Here is a 20,327-nt window from a genome sequence, read left to right on the forward strand (position 1 = left end):
GTCCGGATCAGGTGAGGCTGAACTCGGCAGCGAGACTGAGGGTTCTGTGCGCAAGTGCGAGACGTGACACATCCGCGCCGGTGGAAACGTGTGCACCGTCATGCCCGAGCGCCGCGATGGTTCGCCGTGCCTCCTCGATGGACGCCGATGAGGGCCCCATCAGGGTGTTGACCTGCGCGGCGTGCTCCGGTGTGTGGCACAGTCGTGCCGACATTCCGATGGAGCGGGCGATCTCGCTGTCCCTGACGAGGTGCTCGCCGGAGCCGACGCCGGTCGGGCCGTCGATCGGGGAAGGGAGTCCGGCGGCGCGGCTGGCGACGACAAGCTGTGAGCGGGCATAGGACACGGCCCGAGGATGGGCGTCGGCGTCGATGTCACGGCGGAAGTCGCCCATTCCGAACGCGAGTCTGAACACTCCTCGGGCCCTGCAGATCTCGCGGACGGACTCCAGAGCGCCCGCAGACTCGACGAAGGCCACGATCGGGGTGGACCGGGGAAGCAGTGCTGCCGTTTCCTCCAGTTGCTGCGGGGACTCGCATTTGGCGAGTGCCACGCCGACGAGTCCAGGTAGATCGCGAACGGCGTCGATGTCGCGGAGATGGTGTGGCGTCTCGGCGTCGTTGATCCGCACCCACGCCCGCTGGTGCTCGAGCAGGGCAGTCACCGATTCTCGTGCGCCGGCCTTGTCGGCCTCTGCGACACCGTCTTCGAGGTCGAGCATGACGGCGTCGGCGGCCGACCGGATGGCGTGGACACACCGGTCCTCGGCGGACGCCGATACCAACAGCCAGGACCGTGCGCGCGCGGGGTCGATCGTGGTTCCACTCGGGATCAGATGTTGGCTCATGTCGTTGTGCACCGTTCTGGCTCGGCGTGAAGGTGAATCGGCGATTCGGACCCGGGCGCGGGGGAGGGTGCCGCCGGCACGCAGGTCCATGCCCAGATCGGGCGCGAATGGTCGGCATGCAGAATCCACCGGAGCGGGTCGGTCACGGTGGCCCGGTGTGCGGTGTCCGCCGATCCACGGGTCCGGGTCGGAGCCGGCACGATCGCGGGTGTGCGGACGTCGCCGAGCGGAAGGCGGTCAACGGCTTCGGCTGCCACCGTCCGATGGGTCTGATCCGCCACGATCATCCCGGCGTCGCTGGACAGGATGACGTCGCGGAGTTCGGTGGATGTCGAACCCGGTTTGGGCCATACCGCAGCCACACCGGCACGAACTGCGGCCCAGCACAGGGCGTCTCGGGTCGCCGCGTCGCCGGTGAGGATCAGCACCGAGGTGCCCTGGATTGCGCAGCGTCGCCGGAGTTCCCCCTCGACCGCGTCCCATCCCAGGAGCTCGGATCGGAGCGAATCACGTGGCGCCGAGGCCACGTCGTGGGTACCCATCGGCCTATCCTTCGGGCTTCGGCTGGTGCTGGGTGATGCAGTGGATGCCGCCGCCGCGCTCGAACAGGGGACGGGCGTCGACGGTGACGACCTTGCGACCGGGGTACGCGTCGGCGAGGATCCCGGCGGCGGCATCGTCGTGGGGATCGCCGAAGCTGCAGGCGATGACGCCGCCGTTGACGAGGTAGTGGTTGATGTAGCTGTAGTCGACGAAGCCCTCGGCATCGCGCAGCGTCGCCGGTGCGGGGACCCGGACGATCTCCCACGGCTCGCCCCGGACGTCGGTCGTCCGCGCGAGGGTGTCGGTGATCGCCCGGCTGACCTCGTGGTCCGGGTGTTCCGGGTTCTGCTGGTCGTGAACCAGTACGACGCCGGGGGAGGCGATGGCCGCGACGATGTCCACGTGCCCTCGCGTCCCGTATCGCTCGTGGTCCCTCGTCAGTCCGCGGGGCAGCCAGACCACCTTCGAGGCGCCGATGGTGCGGGCGAGTTCGGCCTCGACCGCCGCCTTGGTCAGGTCGGGGTTGCGGCCCGGGTCGAGCTGCACGGTCTCGGTGACCAGAACGGTGCCCAGCCCGTCGACCTGGATGCCGCCGCCCTCGTTGACGAGCGGCGAGTCGATCAGCTCGGCGCCGGAGCGGTCGACGACGAAGGCGCCGATCTTCGAGTCGTCGTCCCAGCGGGCCCAATCCTGTGCACCCCAACCGTTGAACACCCAGTCGACGCCGCCCAGTCGCCCGTCCTCGGACCGTACGAACGTCGGCCCCATGTCCCGCATCCACGCGTCGTTCAGCGGTGCCTCGACGATCTCGATCTCGGCGGACAGGTACTTCCTCGCGGACGCGATCTCGCGTGGATCGACGACCATGGTCACCGGTTCGAACTCGGCGACGGCGTGCGCGACCGCGGCCCAGGTGGATCGCGCCTCGTGCTGCTCATCGGCGGTGTCTCCGAGTGAGTAACCCTCGGAGGGATAGGCCATCCAGGTCCGTTCGTGCGGAGCGCCCTCCGCGGGCATGCGCCAGGTCATCGGTTGCCCCCGAACGGTGCGGACCGGTCGACGGGCTCGGTCAGCACGCCGTAGGTGTCGGGACGGCGGGTGGCCAGGAACGGGAACAGCGTCAGCCAGTCCCGGCGCTGGTCGAGATCGAGATCGGCGACCAGGACCGCGGCCTGGTCCCGCGGGGCCTGCACGAGGATGCGTCCGTACGGATCGGAGATGAAGGAGGAGCCGTAGAAGGTGATCAGTCCCTCGCTGCCGAATCGGTTCGGCACGATCATGAACGTGCCGTTGGCGATCCCGTTGCCCACGATCACCTGCTGCCACAGCGGCTGTGTGTCGAAGTCCTGGAAGTCGGGTTCCGAGCCGATCGCGGTGGGGTACACCAGGATCTCGGCCCCCGCGAGCGAGTATGCCCGCGCGACCTCGGGAAACCACTCGTCCCAGCAGGTCGGCATGCCGATGCGCGCGCCGCCGAGCTGTGCGGGGGAATGGACAGGGTACGGGTCGGTCGCGGGGCCGGCGCGGAAGTAGGTGTCCTCGTAGTAGCCCGCCGTCACCGGGATGTGCAGCTTGCGGGTGCGCGCGAGGAGTTCGCCGGTGGGGGAGACCAGGATCGCGGTGTTGAACCCCAGGCCGTCCTCGTAACGGGTGCCGTCCTCCTCGGCTTTTCGCTCGTACAGCGAGGCATGGACCAGCACCCCGTGCTCGGCGGCGGCCTTCGCGGCGAAGGTGAAGGTCGGCCCGGTGAGCAGGTCCTCCGCATTCCGGCCGGGATTCTCGCCGCCCTCGACGTCTGCGGGATAGCGGCGGAGGGTGAGCTCGGGAAGGAAGACGACCTCGGCGCCGAGCTCGGCGGCGGCCGCGATGCCGTCGGTGAGCTCCGCGTGCAGCGCCGACTCGCTGTCGTGCCACTGGTGCTGGACCAGGGCGACGCGCAGCGGGGGACGGTCGGGTGCCTGGGTGCGGGTGGGCGAGTCGGGCGGAGTCAGGGCCGTGATGGTCAGCATGGGAGGTCTTTCCGTAAAACGAATGGGATTCGTTAAGTATCGTGGATCGGGTTCGATCGATCAAGAGGCAATTGCAGGGACGCCAAGGCCCTCGTGCCTGAAATGGGAAGGAGGCGGGATGCCGCGCCCGTCGCAGCGACTCCTGTCGGCCGGGATCATCACCGACGCCGCCCTGCGGCTGGTGGACAGGGCCGGGGACTTCACGATGCCCGGACTCGCCGAGAGCCTGCGGGTCCGGCCGTCATCGCTGTACAACCATGTGGCCGGACGGGCGGAGATCATCGAGCTGATGCGGTCACGGGTCATGTCCGAGATCGTGGTTGTGGAACCGCGCGATCTCTGGAGCGAGACGGTGGCGGCGTTGGCGCGCGAGTACCGGCGCTGCTACGCCAAGCACCCTCGCCTGATCCCCCTGCTCACCGCCTACACGGTCCAGACGGGTGTCGCGTTCGGCATGTACAACGCACTGGCGCAGGCATTCTCGGACGGTGGCTTCGAGCCGGGGGAGGTGCTGCACGCGATCACCGCGCTGGACAGCTTCGTCCTGGGCTCGGCGTTGGACCAGGCCGCGCCGACGGTGGTGTGGGCGGATGTGCCGGAGGCCAACGACGCCATGCGGGCGGCGTTGGCCACCTCGGTGCCGAATCCGGCCCGGGCGGACGCGGCCTTCGAATTCGGCCTGCGCGCTCTGGTCGCCGGGCTGGTTGCCCAGGCGCCGGTCGAGCGGTGAGGGTCGGGTCCGCCCGGGGCCGATTGCGTCCTGCTCAGCCCTCGAAGCCGTGGTGCTGCATCACGTGCTTGATCCGCGTGTAGTCCTCCAGGCCGTACATCGACAGGTCCTTGCCGTAGCCGGAGTGCTTGAATCCGCCGTGCGGCATCTCGGCGACCAGCGGGATGTGGGTGTTGAGCCAGACGCAGCCGAAGTCGAGGCGCGCGGACATGCGCGCCGCGACGTCGAGGTTCTTCGTCCAGACCGAGGAGGCGAGGCCGTACTCGGTGCCGTTGGCGAAGGCGAGTCCCTCCTCCTCGGTGGAGAAGCGTTGGGCGGTCAGCACCGGGCCGAAGATCTCGGTCTGGATCAGCTCGTCGTCCTGCCGCAGGTCGGCGATGAGGGTCGGCTCGTAGAAATAGCCTGCGCGGTCCTGCCGGCTGCCTCCGGCGAGGATCCGGGCATGCTCGGGTGCACGCGACACCAGCCCGGACACGTGGTCGATCTGGTTGGCGTTGTTGATCGGTCCGTACGCGATGTCCTCGTCGGCGGGGTCGTATCCGGTCCGGGTCCGAGCGACGGATTCGGTCATGGCGGCCAGGAATTCGTCGTAGATACCGTCCTGGACGATCAGTCGGGTTGCCGCGGTGCAGTCCTGCCCGCCGTTGAAATAGCCTGCGGCCGTGATGCCCTCGACGGCGGCGTCGATGTCGGCGTCGTTGAACACCACGACCGGCGCCTTGCCGCCGAGCTCGAGATGGGTCCGCTTGAGGTCCTCGGCCGCGCTCTTCGCGACGGCCATGCCCGCACGGGTCGAGCCGGTGATCGACACGAGCTGCGGCACCGGATGCGCGGTCATCGCCGCCCCGGTGTCGCGGTCGCCACACACCAGGTTGCACACGCCCGCCGGGAAGATCTCCTGCATCTTCTCCACCATCCAGAACGCCGAGGCCGGAGTCGTGTCGGACGGCTTGAGCACCACGGTGCATCCGGCTGCCAACGCCGGGGCGAACTTCCAGACCGCCATCATCATCGGATAGTTCCACGGCGCGACCTGGCCGACGGGTCCTACCGGCTCGCGGCGGATCGACGAGGTGAACCCCCGCATGTACTCGCCCTGCGAGCGGCCCTCGAGCACGCGCGCGGCCCCGGCGAAGAACCGGATCTGGTCGATCATCGGGGGGATCTCCTCCGACATGGTGAGCGCCCGCGGCTTGCCCGTGTTCTCGCACTCGATCGCGACCAGTTCCTCCGCCTTGTCCTCGATGACGTCGGCGAGCTTCAGCAGTGCCTGCTGTCGCTCACTCGGAGTCGACCAACGCCACTTCTCGAAGGCCTTCGCGGACGCGGTGAACGCCTGGTTCACGTCCGCGGCAGAGGAATTCGGCGCAGAGGCGTACACCTCCCCAGTCGACGGATCGACGATGTCCATCATGCCGCCGTCGGCGGAGGTCTGCACTCGACCGTCGATGATGTTGTGCAGGATCTTCTTGTCTGCCATGGGAATTACGTTTCCTGTTCGTGGGCATGGGTCGTGAGGACTCTGTCGAAATCAGCTGTGGGTTCGCTCGGCGCTACCGACGAGTTCCACCATGTCGATCATCCACCGGTCGCCGCATCGCTCTCGCGTACCGATGAGGGGGTGTCGCGGGTCAGCGTCCGTCCGAGGAAGAAGTCGGGCCGTCGAAGACGCATGATCACCATGAGCGCGGCTCCGACCAGCAGGAGTCCGAAGCCCATGTAGAAGACGAGGCCGATGCCGCCGATCGCCGCGCCACTCCCGTTGTCCGGGTTCATGCTCTCGCCGATCGAGATCACGAACACGGCGACCAGCATGATGCCGCCGAGCAGGGGGAAGAGGAGCCTGAAGACGGTGTTGCGGATGCTGGTGAACCACGAGTGCCGGAAGTACCAGACGCAGGCGAAGGCGGTGATCCCGTAGTACCAGCAGATCATGATGCCGAGCGCGGCGATGGTGTCCAGCAGCGTGCGCTCGGACAGGACGGTGACGACGGTGTAGAACACTGCGGTCACGACGCCCGCCACCACGGTGCTGTACGACGGCACCAGGAATCGCGGGTGGACCTCGGCGAGCTTCTTGGGGAAAGCGCGGTAGGCGCCCATCGCGAGCATCGTGCGTGCCGCAGGCAAGAACGTCGTCTGAAGGCTGGCGACGGACGAGGTGAGTACCGCGAGGAACAGGAACAGTCCGCCCCAGTGGCCCAAGACCGGCCCGGCGAGCGCGCCGAACACGTTCTCGGAATTGTCGGGGTTGCCGAGGCCGACGCCGGAGGTTCCGACACCGGCGTACATCATCACTGCGACCGCGACGAGCAGGTAGGTCAGCAGGATCGACAGCACGCACAGGATGCCGGCGCGGCCGGGCGTCCGTTTCGGGTCCTTGCACTCCTCGCCGAGCGTCAGGCAGGTGTCCCAGCCCCAGAAGGCGAAGATCGAGCCGGTGACCCCGATCACGAACGCGCCCATCGTCAGACCCGTGAGCGGATTGAACCAGTCGAGGCTGAAGCTGAGGTGGGCCGGGGCATCCCCGGCGGCGACGTGGGCGAAGGCGACCCCGACGAAGGCAAGGAGCACGACCATCTGGAATCCGACCAGGATGGCCTGGACGCGCTCGCTGGTGGTGATCCCCCGGCTGGCGACCCAGGTGGCCAACCCGATCAGCACCAGCGTGGTCAGCACGTTGACGATCTTGTTTCCGGAAAGGTCGGCTATCCCGGGGTCATCGAAGATGCGGGCAACGAACAGGTAGAAGAACTGGACGGCGATGGCCGCGAGATTCGACAGGACGATGATGGTGGCGATGACCATGCCCCACCCACACATCCAACCGACATAGGGCCCAAATGCCTTGGTGGACCATGTGAACGAGGCACCGCAGTCGGGTGAATCGGAGTTGAGCTCACGATAGGCATACGCGGTGAGGAACATCGGGATGAAGCCTGCGATGAAGACTGCGGGCATCTTCAGCCCCACGGCCGCCACGATCAGACCGATGCTGGCGGTGAGCGTGTAACCGGGCGCGACCGAGGAGATCCCCAGGATCGCGCCGGACAGCGTACCGACGGTTCCCGTTGCCAGGCCCTTCGAGATCAGCCCGCCCGGCGACGTCTCGGCTTCCCGCTCGGTCGTCGCCTGTTGCCCTCCGTTCGAGGACACCCGGCGTTCGGACTGTCGAGTCCGGATTCCGTTGTCGGAGTCAACCTTTGGAGGCGTGATCGGTGTCTGGGTCATGGTGGCTACTCACTGTCGAGGGGTTCGTGTTGGGGAACCACGACCATCGGTACCGGGACCACCCGCAGCATCTTCGCGGCGGTTGACCCCAGGAACAGTCGGTGTGGCTGGGCCAGTCGGCTCGAGCCGACCATGATCAGGTCCCCGTCGTGCCACTCGAGCTTGCTGGCGGCGGACTCGACCGTGGCGCCGTCCGCGAGTTGGGTGGTGATGGGGAAGTCGTCGGGCAGCACCGACCGGGCCACCTCGAGATTGGCGCGGGTGTGCACCAGCGCCGCTTCGTTCGCGTGGACGGCATCGCTGCGGTGACCGAAGAGTGGGTGGGAGCCCAGGGACACGAGCGAGACCAACCGCAGTGGGGTGTCCATGCGCTGACTTGCGCGAAGCGCAGTCTGCAACAGCACCTCGGCGCCCTCCCTGGTGCCGAGGGCGCAGGTCACCTCGCGAACGTGCGTCGCGTTGGAGTGCCGAGTTCCCTTGGGGGCCAGTATGAGTGGAACTGGCGAGGAGTGCAGCAGTTCGCCGGAGACGGAGCCGATCGCGTGGCGGCCGACAAGTCCGTCGCCCGCCGCGCCGATCACGATCGCGTGCGCGCCGAGCCGGGCGGTTTCGTCGAGCAGGCCCTGCGCCAACGACTCGTGGAAGCTCAGGTGTGTCTGCGCCTCGATGTCCTCGGGTACGGACTCCATTGCCGTCGTCAGCCACGCGTGCGCCTGATCCACGAGCACGTCCTCGTACCCCGGATCGGCGGGGACCCTCGCCGGCACCGTGCGGTCGGGCGGGATGACGAGGCAGATGTCCAGCCGCGCGCCGAGGCTGCGGGCCAGCCGCACGCCGAGGGCGAGTCCGTCCTCACCGCTGGGGGTGGCGAGGTATCCGACGACTATGCGCATGGTTCTTGTCCGATCCGGGGTAGAGGGGCGACGTCAGGCGGTGAAACCGATGTACTTGGTCTCGAGGTACTCGTCGATGCCCTCCGTGCCGCCCTCACTGCCGAGCCCCGACTGCTTGACCCCGCCGAACGGCGCGGCGACATCGGAGACGACGCCGCGATTGACGCCGACCATGCCCGATTCGAGCGCCTCCGCGACCCGCATCGCCCGGTCGAGGCTCTGCGTGAAGATGTAGGCGGCGAGCCCGTACTCGGTGTCGTTCGCGGTGGCGATCGCCTCCGCCTCGGTGTCGAAACCGGTGACGGCGGCGACGGGGCCGAAGATCTCCTCGGCCACGATCCGTGCATCGGCGGGAACCTCGTCGAGCACGGTGGGCTGGAAGAAGTACCCGGCGCCCTCCATCGGCTTGCCGCCGGTGCGCACCCGGGCACCCGCGGCGACTGCGTCGTCGACCAGGGCCGCCACGCTGTCGCGCTGCTTCGCGCTGACGAGGGGGCCGATGTCGGTGCCCTCGTCGAGACCCGGTCCGACCTTCAGGTCGGCGATCCGTTCGGTGAGCTTGGCGGTGAACTCCTCGCGCACGGAATTGGCCACGATCAACCGGTTGGCCGCGGTGCAGGCCTCGCCGCCGTTTCGCATCTTCGCGGCCATCGCGCCGTCCACCGCGGCGTCCACGTCGGCGTCGTCGAACACCACGAACGGCGCGTTGCCACCGAGTTCCATGGAGGTGCGCTGGATGTTGCGGGCCGACTGTGCGATCAGGATCCGGCCGACCTGGGTGGATCCGGTGAAGGTGACCTTGCGCAGGCGCGGGTCGTCGATCAGCGCCGTGCTGACGGCGGCCGCGTTGCTGGTGGGCAGCACCGAGACCACCCCGGCAGGCAGGCCGGCGTCGGCGAGGATCTGCGCGAAGGCCAGCATGGTGAGCGGGGTCTCGGCTGCGGGCTTGACGATCATCGTGCAGCCCGCGGCGAGCGCGGGCGCGATCTTGCGGGTTCCCATGGCGAGCGGGAAGTTCCACGGTGTGACCGCGAGACAGGGCCCCACCGGAACCTTCGTGACCACGATCCGGCCCGCGCCGCCGGGGCTGCGGGTGTAGCGCCCCTGGATGCGGACCGCCTCCTCGCTGAACCAGCGCAGGAACTCGGCACCGTAGCCGACCTCGGACCGGCTTTCCTTCAGCGCCCTGCCCATCTCCAGAGTCATCAGCGCGGCCAGGTCCTCGGACCGCTCGATGACCAGTTCCCACGCGCGGCGCAGGATGTTCGAGCGCTCGCGGGGGCTGGTCGCGGCCCACTGGTGCTGGACCCGGCACGCGGAGTCGAGCGTCAGGAGCGCATCCTCGGCACCGGCGTCCGCGACGTCGGCGATGGCGTCGCCGGTGGCGGGATCGTGCACGGTGAACGCTCCGCCCGCGATCGGGGCGACGGATTCGCCGTCGATCCAGAGACCGGTGGGGACACGGGAGATCAGTGCGCTGATGTCAGTCATGGTTTTCCTTGTGATGGCATGCCGCCGAAACGACGGCGGCGGGGAACGGAGATCAGGCGGCGGTGCGGACGATGTCCTCGATCACGCTCAGCGCGTCGGAGAGGAGCTCGTCGCCGATGACAAGCGGAGGCAACAGTCGGACGATGTTGCCGTAGGTGCCGCAGGTGAGCAGGATGACGCCCTGCTCGAGCGCCTTCGCGGAGACGGTCTTCGTGAGTTCCGCGTCGGGTTCGGTGGTGCCGGGCTTGACGAACTCGACGGCGATCATGGCGCCACGACCCCGGACGTCGCCGATCGCCGGGACGTCCGCCGCGAGCGCACGCAGCCGGGTCATCGCGAGCTCCTCGATGTGCCGGGCGCGCGCGGGCAGGTCGAGCGCGCGCATCGTGTCGATCGTCGCGAGGGCGGCCGCGCACGCGATCGGGTTGCCGCCGTAGGTGCCGCCGAGCCCGCCCGGGTGCACCTTGTCGAGCAGGTCCGCCCGGCCGGTGATCGCGGACAGCGGCAGCCCGCCGGCGATGCCCTTGGCCATCGTGATGATGTCGGGGACCACGCCCTCGTCCTCGCACGCGAACCAGGTGCCGGTGCGGGCGAAGCCGGACTGCACCTCGTCGGCGATGAAGACGACCCCGTTCTCCTTCGCCCAGGCGGCCAGCGTCGGGAGGAATCCCGGTGCGGGGACGATGAATCCACCCTCGCCCTGAATGGGCTCGATGATGATTGCGGCGACAGAGTCCGCGCCGATCTGCTTCTCGATCTGGGTGATCGTCCGGCGGGCGGCCTGTTCTCCGGTGAGGCCCGCCTCGTCGCGATACGGGTACGACATCGGCATCCGGTACACCTCGGGCGCGAACGGACCGAAATTCGTCTTGTAGGGCATCGACTTCGCGGTCAGCGCCATGGTCAGGTTCGTGCGGCCGTGGTAAGCGTGGTCGAAGGCGACGATCGCATCGCGGCCGGTCGCCAGGCGCGCGACCTTGACCGCGTTCTCGACCGCCTCTGCGCCGGAGTTGAACAGCACGGTGCGCTTGTCGTGGTCGCCCGGGGTCAACGCGGACAGTTCCTCGGCGACGCGGACGTAACCCTCGTAGGGGGTGACCATGAAGCAGGTGTGGGTGAAGTGGCCGACCTGCTCGCGGACCGCCTCGGCGACCGCGGCATCGGAGGCGCCGACGCTGGTGACGGCGATCCCGGAGCCGAGGTCGATCAGCGAATTGCCGTCGACATCGACGAGGACGCCACCGTCGGCGTCCGCGGCGTACACCGGAACACTGGAGCCGACGCCTGCAGCGACGGTGGCCCGGCGGCGCGCGTCGAGCGCGCGCGACGCGGGGCCTGGCAGCTCCGTGACAATTGCGCGCTTCTGGGGAAGTCGGTATTCGATCTCGCTCATTCTCGGATGTCCCTGTCTCGGTCGGTCGGTTGCACTCAGTGTGCGGTCCCTCACACTCGGCGACACCTGACAAAATGGAGCACAGTGCCGTGTCAAGTTCGCCGGTTCGTCCGGGACGGCCCGTGTTCCCGGTGGGCCAAGGTGGCTTGGGCGGCAGTTCTAGGAGTCGAGATGAGTGTTTCCGTACGGTGGGTTCTGGCGCAGCCGGAACTGGCGCTCGCGCTGAAAGGGGGAGCGGCAGGCCTCGATCGCGAGATCAGTTTCGCGATGACCACCGAGCTGCCCGATCCGTTCCGCTGGCTGTCGGGGGGAGAGTTGCTCCTGACCACGGGCCTGCGTCTGCCGCTGGGTGCGGCGGACCGAGAGAGCTACCTTCGCGGACTGCACGAATGCGGCGTCGCCGCGGTGGGGTTCGGTACCGGCCTGTCCCACGCCTCGGTCCCCGCCGACCTCGTAGCGGCCGCGGACGATCTGGGGCTGCCTCTGCTCGAGGTGCCCCTCCCGACCCCGTTCGCCGCGATCACCAAACTCGTCACCGCTCGGCTCGCCGAGCAGCAGTACGAGGCGGTGCTGCGGGCGTCCCGGGCCCAGCCCCGGATGACCAGGGCCGTCATTCAAGGTGGGGCGCGCGCGACCGTGCGCGAGCTGGCTGTCGCGACCTCGGCGTCGGTGCTGCTCCTCGACCCCGCGGGTCAGGTCGCCGAATGTCATCCCGAGACGGTCGACGACGACGTGCTGGCCGAGCTGCGGCAGGTTCTTGCCAGCGGGTCGGGGGAGGTCTCGAGCAGAGTCTCGCTCTCCGGTTCGGGGGCGTCCATCGCCGTCCAGCAGATCAGCGTGGGCAAGATGCTGCACGGCTACCTGGCGCTGATCAGCCCGAGGGCGCTCAGCTCGGTCGACCAGATGATGCTCGGTCACGCGAACTCGTTGCTCGCGTTGGATTTCGAGAAGCCGGCGAGGCTGCGATCCGCGCAGAACCGCCTCAACAGCCATGCACTCGGGCTCCTGTTGTCCGAGGAGGTCGACCTGGCTCCGGCCCGTGCCCAGATCGTCAAGGCCGCCGATGGCCAGGGCGCCATCCGCTCACTGACAGCGGTGTGCGACACGGACTCCGCGGCAGAGCACGTGGCGGAGTGCATCGAGACGGCGATGAACCAGATCGGCAGACCGCTGTACCTGCGTCGGGCGGGCACCCGGGTGACCGCACTGTTGCGGGGCAATGACGATGTCGCGTTCGCGCGCGGCCTGCTGGCCGGCTTGTCCGGGCCGGTACGCAGGTTGACGCGCATCGGGTTGAGCGGACCACAGCGGGTGGACCACCTGATCGAGGCGATCGACCAGTCACAGCTCGCGGCGTCAGCGGCGGAACTGGGCTCCGCGCCTTTGGAGTTCGCGATGCTGACCGGGAGCGCGTTGATGTCGTTCGCGTCGACGCGCGAGGTGCTCACGGCCTTGGCGGACACCATGATCGCCCCCCTCGTCGACCACGACGCACGCCACGGAACCGAACTGCTCGGCTCGCTCCGGGCCTTCCTCGAGGCGAACGGGCATTGGGAATCGGCGGCCGCGGCGCTGGGTGTGCACAGGCACACCCTGCGCAGCCGGATACGACGGATCGAGTCGCTGCTGAACTGCGAGCTGGACTCGGCGCGGGTGCGAGCGGAGCTCCTCCTCGCGATCATCGCCTACCAGTCCTGATCGGCGCGGCCCGGACGAACTCCGTGGGAGGGCGTACTCGCCGAGTCTGCCTCCGGATGCGAGACCCGCATCCGGAGGCAGACCGATTCGATTCGGGCCCAGCCCCTCTCAGGCGTGGGCGACCGCCAGATCCAGTTCGGAATTGACCACACACACCCGCGAATTGTCGATGCGCCCGCTTCGACGGAACTCCCCAGTCATCTGGGTCAGCCGGCCCACGCAGGTGGGGTTCGAGGTCACCCACCTCTGGACGGCATCGGCAGCCCTGGTGTCTGCAGGTGCGCCACGCAGCACCGCACGCACCAGCCGGTGCCAGTTCTCCTGGAACCCGTCGGTGAGAACTCCCGCAGCCATCGCGTTCCAGTGCCCGGCGCCGGTGGAGAAGTTCTCGGCGACCCAGTCGAGCCCGATCGCGCTGCCGAGTTCGCTGTAGGTGTCGGCCACCAGCGTGATCGGCAGCTCGAGCTCTCGAGCGGATTCGCCGAATGCCAGCGCCTGCGCGAGTGTTCTCAGAGTGGACACGTCTCGCTCCGCGATACCGGACAGGCGCGGCAGTGCGGCAGTGAGATCGGCGACCGCCGGGGTCAGCCGGGCGATCTCGGCATCGGGTTCGAACTCGGCGCTGCGGTGCCGAAGCACCCAGGAGGTTGCCTGCTCGATCAACTCCTGGATGCCGTGGAGCAGGCGCATCTTTGCGGACTGCGTGGCGTCGGGCACCGTGAGCGCCTCGTTCCAGAGGCGGTGGATGCCGAAGGATTCACTCACCACCGCGTAGGCCGTGGTGATGACGGGTGTACTCACCCCGAATCGCTCCTCGAGTCGGTGAATGAAGCCCGGGCCGACCCGGTCGATCAACTCGTTGGCCACCAGAACGGCCCGGATCTCCCGTGCCAGGCGATGGTTGCGGACCTGCTCGGGGATCTGGTTGCGCACCGCCGCCGGGAAGTACTCGGTGAGGGTGTCCGCGAACACGGGGCCGTCGATCAGGTCGGACTCCAGCAGCTCGCTGAGCACCACGTTCTTGGACTGCGCCAGCAGTACCGCGATCTCTGGCCGGACCAGCCCGCGCCCCGCGTGCTGGCGTGCCTCCAGTTCCTTCGATGACGGCAGCACCTCGGCGACGCGGCTGATCCCGGCGTCGCGCTCGAGGTTCTGGATCAGACGTTCGTGCCGACCGAGCAGGAACGGAGCGTGAGCCTCGGCCAGGCTGATCGCCAGCGTCTGGCTGTCCGCGTCGGCCAGCACGGACCGCGCGACGTCCTTCTCGGCTCCGGCGAGCAGCGCGTTGCGCTCCATGGTGTCGATACGGCCTGCGGTGACCGCGGCGTCCAGTGCGATCTTGAGGTTGACCTCGCGATCGGAGGTGGCGACGCCGGCCGCGTTGTCGATGAAATCCGCGTTCACCTTGCCGCCGGCCAGGGCGTACTCGACGCGGGCTCGTTGGGTCAGGCCCAGGTTGCCGCCCTCGCCGATGACCCTGCAGCGCAGTGAGTTCGCATCGACCCGCAGCAGGTCGTTCGCGGGATCGGAGGCATCTTGGTGCCCCTCGAACGATGCCTTGACATAGGTTCCGACCCCGCCGTTCCACAGCAGGTCGACCTCGGCGGTGAGGATCGCCCGGATCACCTCGTGCGGTGGCAACTCGGCGGCGCTGACCCCCAGTCGACGCCGGACCTCCGGGGCGAGCGGGATCGACTTGGCGGTTCGAGGCCACACGCCCCCACCCGCCGAGATCAGCGCGCGCTCATAGTCAGCCCAGCTGCTGCGGGGCAGCGAGGCCAACCGTTCGCGCTCCCGGAACGAGGACTCGGGATCGGGATCGGGATCGAGGAAGATGTGGCGGTGGTCGAAGGCGCCGACCAGCCTGATCGCACGCGAGAGCAGCATCCCGTTGCCGAACACGTCGCCGGACATGTCGCCGATGCCCACGACAGTGAACAGGTCGGTGTCCACGTCGAGGCCGAGTTCGGCGAAATGCCTTCGAACCGAACGCCACCCGCCCCGGGCCGTGATGGCCATCGCCTTGTGGTCGTACCCGGCCGAACCGCCGGAAGCGAAGGCGTCACCGAGCCAGAATCCGCGCTCGATCGCGATGGAATTGGCGAGATCGGAGAAGCGCGCTGTGCCCTTGTCGGCGGCCACCACCAGGTAGGCATCGTCCTCGTCGTAGATGACGGTGTCGGCGGGGTGCACAACCTGCCCGTCCAGGATGTTGTCGGTGACGTCCAGCAGACCGCCGATGAAGGCCGAGTAGGCGCTGCGCACCTCGTCGGGGGTCGGGTCGGCGCTGCCGCGCACGACGAACGCGCCCTTCGCGCCCATCGGCACGATCAGGGAGTTCTTCACGTTCTGGGTCTTCATCAGGCCCAGGACCTCGGTACGGAAGTCGTCTCGGCGGTCGGACCACCGCAGTCCGCCACGCGAGATCGAGCCGCCGCGAACATGACTGCCCTCGACCACCGGAGAGTGCACGAAGATCTCGCGGTAGGGGGTGACCGGGACCGTCAGCGACAACAGTGTCGGGTCGAGCTTGAAGGCGGCGGGAGCGACGACGGTGCCGCGGGCATGGTTGCCCTGAAACCAGTTGGTGCGCAGTATCGCTCCGATGAACGACCACAGCCCACGCAAGAGGCGGTCCTCGTCGAGGGTCGCGGTCTGCTCGACGCACTGCCGTACCGCCGCCTCGGCGGACTGGGTTGCTGCCTGCCTTTCGGCGTGGTCGGGGCGGAAGCGGGCGTGGAAGAGGGCGCAGTACTCGATCACGAACTCCCGCTTCTCGAGCAGGATCTCCAGCATGGTGGACGTGGACAGCTCGAGTCCGACCTGGCGCAGGTACCGGCATGCGGCGCGGATCAGGACGGCATCGGTCCACTCCAGTTCCGCCGCGGCCACCAGTTGAACGAAGCCGTCCATTTCCAGATCGCCGGTGGCGGCGGCAGCGAACGCCTCGGAGACCAGCCGAGCCGCCCGCTCCGTCCACGGGAATGCAGGGCTGCAGAAGTCGAAGCGGTGCGCCGTGACGGTCGCGGGGAGGTCGAGCCCGGCGGGATCGAGCTCGGCGTGCGTCGCCACCCGCAGCCCGAGATTCGCAAGGGTCGCCACGACTTCGGCCAACACCGGCGTCCCGCCCGGCCACACCATGATCGCCGCGGGATGTCGTTGCGCCGCGCCGGCGTCCAGGAAGTCGAGGCGCGGGAGGGACGCCGGATGCTCGGCGCCGGACTGGATCCTGTCGGCCCTGCCTTCGAGAATTATCGTGGCGTCCAAGGTGTTCGGGCCGACACCGGTGTGGCTCATTGTGACTCCTGCTCTCTCGTCGCCTGTCTTGTGCCAAGCATGGACAGAGGAGACCTGGGCCACACCTGCCTAATAGGTGTCTGCCGCCGCTGCGAACGCACCGAAATGTCGTTGCAGGGCAATTTCCGGCGACGGCGCGGGGTTCGGGACGGGTGGTGGCCGACCGGCCGGACCACTGGCAGGGTCAACACTCCAATCCGGTGTGAAGTGCAGCTGCGGCAGGACGATTTGGACGGTTCCGGTGTGGTGGGTGACACATAGCCTGGGGCGAAGCCGTATGCGGCGCTACCGACTTCGGAGTCAACCGCGGCTGAGTGATCCCACGACGAACTAGGAGTGCTTGTGCCCACCCTGAAACGCGATGTCGTCATCGTCGGAGCCGGCCCGTCCGGACTGACCGCCGCAACCCGCCTCGCACAGGCCGGGGTATCTGTCGCGGTGCTCGAGGCGCGTGACCGCGTCGGCGGCCGTACCTGGACCGACTGCGTCGACGGCGCGAGCCTCGAGATCGGTGGCCAGTGGGTCTCGCCCGACCAGACGGCGCTCTTCGCGCTGCTCGACGAGCTCGGCCTGCAGACCTTCTCTCGGCATCGGGAGGGTGAGTCCGTCTACATCGACCCGTCGGGGGTCCGAACCCGCTACACCGGCGAGATCTTTCCCGTCGGCGACAACACCCGCCGCGAGATGGAGCGGGTGATCGAGATGTTGGACAAGCTCACCGCGGAGATCGGTCCCGAGGAGCCGTGGGCGCATCCCCTGGCCCGCGAGCTCGACACCATTTCCTTCCAGGGCTGGCTGGCGCAGCAGACCGATGACGAGGAAGCCCGAAACAACATCGGGCTGTTCGTGGCGGGCGGCATGCTCACCAAGCCGGCACACGCGTTCTCGGCGCTGCAGGCCGTGCTGATGGCGGCGTCGGCCGGATCCTTCAGCAACCTGGTCGACGAGGATTTCATCCTCGACAAGCGCGTGATCGGTGGGATGCAGCAGGTCTCGATCCGGATGGCGGACCGCCTCGGTGACGACGTGTTCCTCAATGCCCCGGTGCGCACGATCCAGTGGGGCGAGGAGGGCGTGGTCGTGTTCGCCGACGGCGACCTCAGGGTCGAGGCAGACCAACTCGTGCTCGCCGTCCCGCCGACCCTGTACTCACGCATCTCGTACGACCCGCCGCTGCCGCGTCGGCAGCACCAGATGCATCAGCACCAGTCGTTCGGGTTGGTCATCAAGGTGCACGCCGTGTACGAGACGCCGTTCTGGCGTGCAGACGGGTTGTCCGGCACCGGGTTCAGCGCGGCCGAACTCGTCCAGGAGGTGTACGACAACACCAACCACGCAGACGCGCGGGGCACCCTGGTCGGCTTCGTCTCGGACGAGAAGGCCGACGCCGTGTTCGCGCTCAGCGCGGAGGAGCGTAAGCGGAAGATCCTCGCCTCGATCGCGCGATTCCTGGGTCCGCAGGCCACCGAACCTGTTGTCTACTACGAGTCCGACTGGGGTGCCGAGGAGTGGACTCGCGGCGCCTATGCCGCGAGCTTCGATCTCGGCGGCCTGCACCGCTACGGTCGGGACCAGCGAACCCCGGTCGGCCCGATCCACTTCTCCTGCTCGGACATCGCCGCCGAGGGCTACCAGCACGTCGACGGTGCAGTCCGGATGGGCCAGCGCACCGCGGAGGCGATCCTCGGCCGTCGTTGAGCGGTTCGCATCGACCTTCCCGGTTTCGACCGGTTCGACCAATCGAGAGTCGTCCGTCTCCACAACGGACACACCACCACGAATCAGAAAGAGGCAGTTCATGTCGCTGATCAACAAGAAGATCAAGCCCTTCTCGGCGGAGGCGTTCCGGAACGGCACCTTCGTCACCGTCACCGACGAGGACGTCAAGGGCAAGTGGGCGGTCTTCTACTTCTACCCGGCCGACTTCACATTCGTCTGCCCGACCGAGCTGGGTGACCTCGCCGACCACTACGACGAGCTGCAGAGCCTGGGTGTGGAGGTCTTCTCCGTCTCCACCGACACCCACTTCACCCACAAGGCGTGGCACGGCTCGTCCGAGACCATCGGCAAGATCAAGTACGCGATGATCGGCGACCCGACACTCCGGATCAGCACCGACTTCGAGGTGCTCCGCGAGGACCAGGGCCTGGCCGACCGCGGCACCTTCCTGGTGGACCCGGACGGCGTCGTCCAGTTCACCGAGGTCACCGCCGAGGGCATCGGCCGCAACGCCGCCGAACTCGTCCGCAAGGTCAAGGCCGCCCAGTACGTCCGCTCGCACCCGGGCGAGGTCTGCCCGGCGAAGTGGGAAGAGGGCGAGGACACCCTCGCTCCGTCGCTGGAGCTCGTCGGCAAGATCTGATCGTCGACGTTGGTCCGCACCGGCGGCACGGGGCCCATCCGCCTCGTGCCGCCGGCCCAGTCCCTCGCGCCGATCGCCCCGCCTCGGCTCGAGCTGAGAAGTTCGCCGATTCCCGTTCCTTCCGGTCACAGTGCTGCCAATCTTTCGGAGAGACCCCATGCTCGAAGCCTCACTCGCAAGCCAGTTGAAGACGCTGCTGGAGAAGGTGATCCAGCCGATCGAGCTGGTGTCCACCCTCGACGACGGCCCGAAGTCCGCGGAACTCGCCGAACTGCTCGACGAGATCGCCGGCATGTCGGACCTGGTCACCCACTCCCGGACCGGCGACGACCCGCGCCGGCCGTCCTTCGCGATCCGCCGCGTGGGCACCGCCGTCGAGGTGCAGTTCGCCGGTATCCCTCTCGGACACGAGTTCTCGTCCCTCGTCCTCGCGTTGCTGCAGGTCGGCGGCCACCCCTCGAAGGAGTCCGCAGACCTGCTGACCCAGGTGCGTGACCTCGAGGGCGACTTCTACTTCGAGACCTACTTCTCCCTGTCCTGCCAGAACTGCCCGGACGTCGTGCAGGCGCTGAACCTGATGTGCGTGCTGAACTCCAACATCAAGCACATCGCGATCGACGGTGCCCTCTTCCAGGACGAGGTCGACAATCGCCAGGTGATGGCGGTCCCGACGGTGTTCCTCAACGGCGAGCCCTTCGGCTCGGGACGCATGAACCTCGAGCAGATCGTCGGCCGGCTCGACGACGGATCGGCCGACCGCACCGCCGCGGCCATCTCCGAGAAGGACCCGTTCGACGTGCTGGTCGTCGGCGGCGGGCCCGCAGGTGCCACCGCGGCAATCTACGCGGCGCGGAAGGGGATTCGCACCGGTGTCGTCTCCGAGCGGTTCGGTGGCCAGGTGCTCGACACCATGGGCATCGAGAACTTCGCCTCGGTGCCCTATACCGAGGGCCCGAAGTTCGCCGCCGAGCTGGAGAACCACGTCCGGCAGTACGACGTCGACATCATGAATGTGCAGAACGCCGCGAGGCTGATCCCCGCGGCGACCGAACAGGGACTGGTCGAGGTCGAACTCGCCAGCGGCGCGCGTCTGCTCTCGCGCAGCGTGATCCTGTCCACCGGCGCGCGGTGGCGGGCGATGAACGTGCCCGGCGAGACCGAGTACCGCAACAAGGGTGTCACCTACTGCCCGCATTGCGACGGTCCCCTCTTCAAGGGCAAGCGCGTCGCGGTGATCGGCGGCGGCAACTCCGGCGTCGAGGCCGCCATCGATCTCGCCGGCATCGTCGCGCACGTCACGCTGGTCGAGTTCGACTCCGCGCTGCGCGCCGACGACGTCCTGCAGCGCAAGCTCCGCAGCCTGCCCAACGTCGACATCCTGCTCGGCACCCTGACGACCGAGGTCCGCGGCGACGGTGCCAAGGTCACCGGGCTGGCCTACACGGACCGCACGACCGACGCGTCGCACACCGTCGACCTGGACGGGGTCTTCGTGCAGATCGGGCTGCTTCCCAACACGGAATGGCTCTCCGGCACGGTCGATCTCACCCCGCGTGGCGAGATCGTCGTCGACGACCACGGGCGGACGTCCGTTCCCGGTGTGTTCGCAGCCGGTGACTGCACGACCGCTCCGTTCAAGCAGATCATCGTCGCCGCAGGAGCGGGGGCCACGGCCGCGCTCGGCGCATTCGACCACCTCATCCGCACCACCGGGCCGGTCGGTGCCGAGCGGTCGGCCGAGGTGACTGTCTCGTAGCGACGGTGTGCGGCCTCGGCCGCGTTGTGTCCGCACATGCCGTGCGCGCCGGCGCCGGTCGGGTAGGCGCCTGGGGG

Annotated in this window: 14 protein-coding genes; 5 read left to right on the forward strand and 9 right to left on the reverse strand. The window is 68.2% G+C overall.

Going from position 1 to position 20,327, the window contains the following annotated elements; translation table 11 throughout:
- Nucleotides 1–7: 7 nt before the first annotated feature.
- From ACFXGJ_RS11445 to ACFXGJ_RS11455, 3 genes are all read right to left on the reverse strand, one after another.
- Nucleotides 8–847 carry an HpcH/HpaI aldolase/citrate lyase family protein gene (locus tag ACFXGJ_RS11445; RefSeq protein WP_378619198.1) on the reverse strand — a complete coding sequence of 280 codons (840 nt, stop codon included), beginning with the start codon at nucleotides 845–847 and terminating at the stop codon, nucleotides 8–10.
- A 546-nt stretch (nucleotides 848–1,393) separates the two neighbouring features.
- On the reverse strand, nucleotides 1,394–2,419 hold the full coding sequence (locus ACFXGJ_RS11450) for an agmatine/peptidylarginine deiminase (RefSeq protein ID WP_378619201.1): 1,026 nt from the start codon (nucleotides 2,417–2,419) through the stop codon (nucleotides 1,394–1,396).
- Entirely contained in the window at nucleotides 2,416–3,399 is a 984-nt protein-coding gene (locus ACFXGJ_RS11455; protein WP_378619204.1) for a nitrilase-related carbon-nitrogen hydrolase, read from the reverse strand. The genes ACFXGJ_RS11450 and ACFXGJ_RS11455 overlap by 4 nt, the downstream gene beginning before the upstream one ends.
- A gap of 118 nt (nucleotides 3,400–3,517) precedes the next feature.
- Between ACFXGJ_RS11455 and ACFXGJ_RS11460 the strand changes: the two genes are divergently transcribed.
- Nucleotides 3,518–4,129 carry a TetR/AcrR family transcriptional regulator C-terminal domain-containing protein gene (locus ACFXGJ_RS11460; RefSeq protein ID WP_378619207.1) on the forward strand — a complete coding sequence of 204 codons (612 nt, stop codon included), beginning with the start codon at nucleotides 3,518–3,520 and terminating at the stop codon, nucleotides 4,127–4,129.
- A 34-nt stretch (nucleotides 4,130–4,163) separates the two neighbouring features.
- Here ACFXGJ_RS11460 and ACFXGJ_RS11465 read toward each other — a convergent pair whose 3' ends face one another.
- From ACFXGJ_RS11465 to gabT, 5 genes are all read right to left on the reverse strand, one after another.
- Nucleotides 4,164–5,609, reverse strand: a complete 1,446-nt coding sequence (locus ACFXGJ_RS11465; RefSeq protein ID WP_378619210.1) for a gamma-aminobutyraldehyde dehydrogenase — start codon at nucleotides 5,607–5,609, stop codon at nucleotides 4,164–4,166.
- A 98-nt stretch (nucleotides 5,610–5,707) separates the two neighbouring features.
- Nucleotides 5,708–7,222, reverse strand: a complete 1,515-nt coding sequence (locus ACFXGJ_RS11470; protein WP_378619304.1) for an APC family permease — start codon at nucleotides 7,220–7,222, stop codon at nucleotides 5,708–5,710.
- Nucleotides 7,223–7,365: 143 nt separating this feature from the next.
- Nucleotides 7,366–8,253, reverse strand: a complete 888-nt coding sequence (locus tag ACFXGJ_RS11475) for a universal stress protein (RefSeq protein ID WP_378619213.1) — start codon at nucleotides 8,251–8,253, stop codon at nucleotides 7,366–7,368.
- A 33-nt stretch (nucleotides 8,254–8,286) separates the two neighbouring features.
- Nucleotides 8,287–9,744, reverse strand: coding sequence for an NAD-dependent succinate-semialdehyde dehydrogenase (locus tag ACFXGJ_RS11480; RefSeq protein WP_378619215.1), 1,458 nt, complete (start codon nucleotides 9,742–9,744; stop codon nucleotides 8,287–8,289).
- A gap of 52 nt (nucleotides 9,745–9,796) precedes the next feature.
- A complete protein-coding gene (gene gabT / locus ACFXGJ_RS11485; RefSeq protein WP_378619218.1) occupies nucleotides 9,797–11,137 on the reverse strand; it encodes a 4-aminobutyrate--2-oxoglutarate transaminase in 1,341 nt (446 codons plus the stop codon).
- Nucleotides 11,138–11,308: 171 nt separating this feature from the next.
- Here gabT and ACFXGJ_RS11490 point away from each other — a divergent pair, with 171 nt between their 5' ends.
- On the forward strand, nucleotides 11,309–12,835 hold the full coding sequence (locus ACFXGJ_RS11490; RefSeq protein WP_378619221.1) for a PucR family transcriptional regulator: 1,527 nt from the start codon (nucleotides 11,309–11,311) through the stop codon (nucleotides 12,833–12,835).
- Between the two features lie 108 nt (nucleotides 12,836–12,943).
- On the opposite strand, the gene ACFXGJ_RS11495 is transcribed toward ACFXGJ_RS11490, so the two are convergent.
- A complete protein-coding gene (locus ACFXGJ_RS11495) occupies nucleotides 12,944–16,132 on the reverse strand; it encodes an NAD-glutamate dehydrogenase domain-containing protein (RefSeq protein WP_378619256.1) in 3,189 nt (1,062 codons plus the stop codon).
- Between the two features lie 342 nt (nucleotides 16,133–16,474).
- Here ACFXGJ_RS11495 and ACFXGJ_RS11500 point away from each other — a divergent pair, with 342 nt between their 5' ends.
- The 3 genes from ACFXGJ_RS11500 to ahpF all read left to right on the forward strand — a co-directional run bounded on the left by ACFXGJ_RS11500 (nucleotide 16,475) and on the right by ahpF (nucleotide 20,250).
- Nucleotides 16,475–17,830 carry a flavin monoamine oxidase family protein gene (locus ACFXGJ_RS11500; RefSeq protein WP_378619259.1) on the forward strand — a complete coding sequence of 452 codons (1,356 nt, stop codon included), beginning with the start codon at nucleotides 16,475–16,477 and terminating at the stop codon, nucleotides 17,828–17,830.
- A gap of 100 nt (nucleotides 17,831–17,930) precedes the next feature.
- The gene (gene ahpC, locus ACFXGJ_RS11505; RefSeq protein ID WP_378619262.1) at nucleotides 17,931–18,494 is read left to right on the forward strand and encodes an alkyl hydroperoxide reductase subunit C; all 564 of its coding nucleotides are present in this window, start codon (nucleotides 17,931–17,933) and stop codon (nucleotides 18,492–18,494) included.
- A gap of 157 nt (nucleotides 18,495–18,651) precedes the next feature.
- Nucleotides 18,652–20,250: an alkyl hydroperoxide reductase subunit F gene (gene ahpF / locus ACFXGJ_RS11510; RefSeq protein ID WP_378619264.1), complete on the forward strand. Its 1,599-nt coding sequence runs from the start codon at nucleotides 18,652–18,654 to the stop codon at nucleotides 20,248–20,250.
- The last annotated feature ends 77 nt before the right edge of the window (nucleotides 20,251–20,327 follow it).

It is taken from the genome of Rhodococcus sp. NPDC059234 (assembly GCF_042754225.1).
Taxonomy (GTDB): domain Bacteria; phylum Actinomycetota; class Actinomycetes; order Mycobacteriales; family Mycobacteriaceae; genus Rhodococcus_G.